This is a genomic window from Streptomyces sp. NPDC037301, from assembly GCF_055602785.1.
In genome coordinates this window covers 1-2,184 of sequence record NZ_JBVJWD010000153.1, presented here as the reverse complement: position 1 = coordinate 2,184, position 2,184 = coordinate 1, and the positions used below count along the sequence as shown (strand labels likewise).

Below are 2,184 nucleotides of genomic sequence, written 5' to 3'. Positions count from 1 at the left end.
CAACCCCCACCACCCCACCCAACACCTCCTCCACACCCTCCACCCCACAACACCCACCCGCCCCACCGCACACACCACCACCCACACCACCACCGGCTCCGAAGTCGCCACCCGGCTGCACCGCCTGGACGCGACGGAGCGCGAGCGCGCCCTGCTGGACCTCGTACGCACGCACGTCGCCGGGGTGCTGCACCACGACAGCGCGAGCGCCGTCGACGCCCGGCGCGCGTTCACCGAGATCGGTTTCGACTCCCTCTCCGCCGTGGAACTGCGCAACAGGCTGAACAAGGCGACCGCCCTGCGGCTGCCCGCGACTCTCGTCTTCGACTACCCGACACCGCAGGCACTCGCCGAGTACCTGGGCGACAAGCTCTTCGGCGCGGCCCCGGCCTCGACCGCGACCCCGGTCATCCCGTCCGGTGCGGCCCCCGACGAGCCCATCGCCATCGTCGGCATGAGCTGCCGCTTCCCCGGCGGCGTCAACACCCCCGAAGACCTGTGGGAGTTGCTCGCCGAAGGACGCGACGGCATTTCGCCCTTCCCCGAAGACCGCGGCTGGAACGTCGACGACATCTATGACCCGGAGCCCGGCAAGTCCGGCAAGACCTACTCGCGTGAGGGCGGTTTCCTGCACGACGCGGCGGACTTCGATGCCGAGTTCTTCGGGATCTCCCCCCGCGAAGCACTGGCCACCGACCCCCAGCAACGCCTGCTCCTGGAAGCATCCTGGGAAGCACTCGAACGCGCCGGACTCGACCCCCACACCCTGCGCGGCAGCCGCACCGGCGTCTTCGCCGGCATCATGTACCACGACTACGCCTCCCGCCTCGGCAACTCCCCACTCCCCGAAGGCGTCGACACCTACCTCGGCAACGGCAGCCTCGGCAGCGTCGCCTCCGGCCGCATCTCCTACACCCTCGGCCTCGAAGGCCCCGCGGTGACGGTGGACACCGCGTGCTCGTCGTCGCTGGTCGCACTGCACCTCGCGGTGCAGGCGCTGCGCAACGGCGAATGCTCGCTCGCCCTGGCCGGCGGCGCGACCGTGATGTCCACGCCTGACACCTTCATCGACTTCAGCAGGCAGCGCGGTCTGGCGCGCGACGGCCGCATCCGTTCCTTCTCCGATTCGGCCGACGGCACCGGCTGGGGCGAGGGTGTCGGCATGCTGCTGGTCGAGCGGCTCTCCGACGCCCAGCGCAACGGACACCGCGTACTGGCAGTCGTACGAGGCAGCGCCGTCAACCAAGACGGCGCAAGCAACGGCCTCACCGCACCCAACGGCCCCTCACAACAACGCGTCATCCACCAAGCCCTCCGCAACGCCCGCCTCAACCCCACCGACATCCACGCCGTCGAAGCACACGGCACCGGCACCGTCCTCGGCGACCCCATCGAGGCACAAGCACTCCTCGCCACCTACGGCCAGAACCGCCCCGCCGAAAGCCCCCTGCGTCTCGGCTCCATCAAGTCGAACCTGGGACACACCCAAGCCGCCGCGGGCGTGGCCGGAATCATCAAGATGGTCATGGCGATGCGCAACGGCATACTGCCCAAGACCCTGCACGTGGACGAGCCGTCATCGAAGGTGGACTGGACGGCCGGACAGGTGGAACTACTCACCGAGGCGGTGGCCTGGGAGAGCGAGGGGCCGCGAAGGGCGGGCGTCTCATCGTTCGGGATCAGCGGCACCAACACCCATGTGATCATCGAAGAGGCACCGCAGGAGGAGACGGCGGCGGAACCTCGGGATGCCGAGGTGCCGGTGCTGCCGCTGGTGTTCAGTGCCCGGACCGATGGCGCACTGCGGGCACAGGCAGCCGGTCTGCTGGACCTGCTGGAGGGGACGGACGCCCCCGAGCCAGTGGATGTCGGGCTCGCACTGGCCACGACCCGCGCGCAGCTGGAACGCCGCGCGGTCATCACCGGTGCCGGGCGCGATGAGCTGCTCGCCGGACTGCGGACACTCGCGGTCGGCGAGGAAGCTGCAGGGACCGTACTGGGCACGCAGGTTGAGGGGCGGCTGGCGTTCCTGTTCACCGGACAGGGCGCGCAGCGAACCGGTATGGGACGTGAACTGGCCGAGGTCTTCCCGGTGTTCGCGGCAGCCCTGGACGAGGTGTGCGCACACCTCGACCCGCTGCTGGAACGGCCTTTGAGGGACGTGCTGTTCGCGGCGGAGGGCTC

The 2,184-nt window shown here is 69.8% G+C and carries 1 protein-coding gene; it reads left to right on the top strand.

Going from position 1 to position 2,184, the window contains the following annotated elements:
* Nucleotides 1–2,184 (top strand): type I polyketide synthase (locus ACZ7IB_RS49015; protein WP_470921853.1); only part of this gene is annotated, 2,184 nt, incomplete at both ends.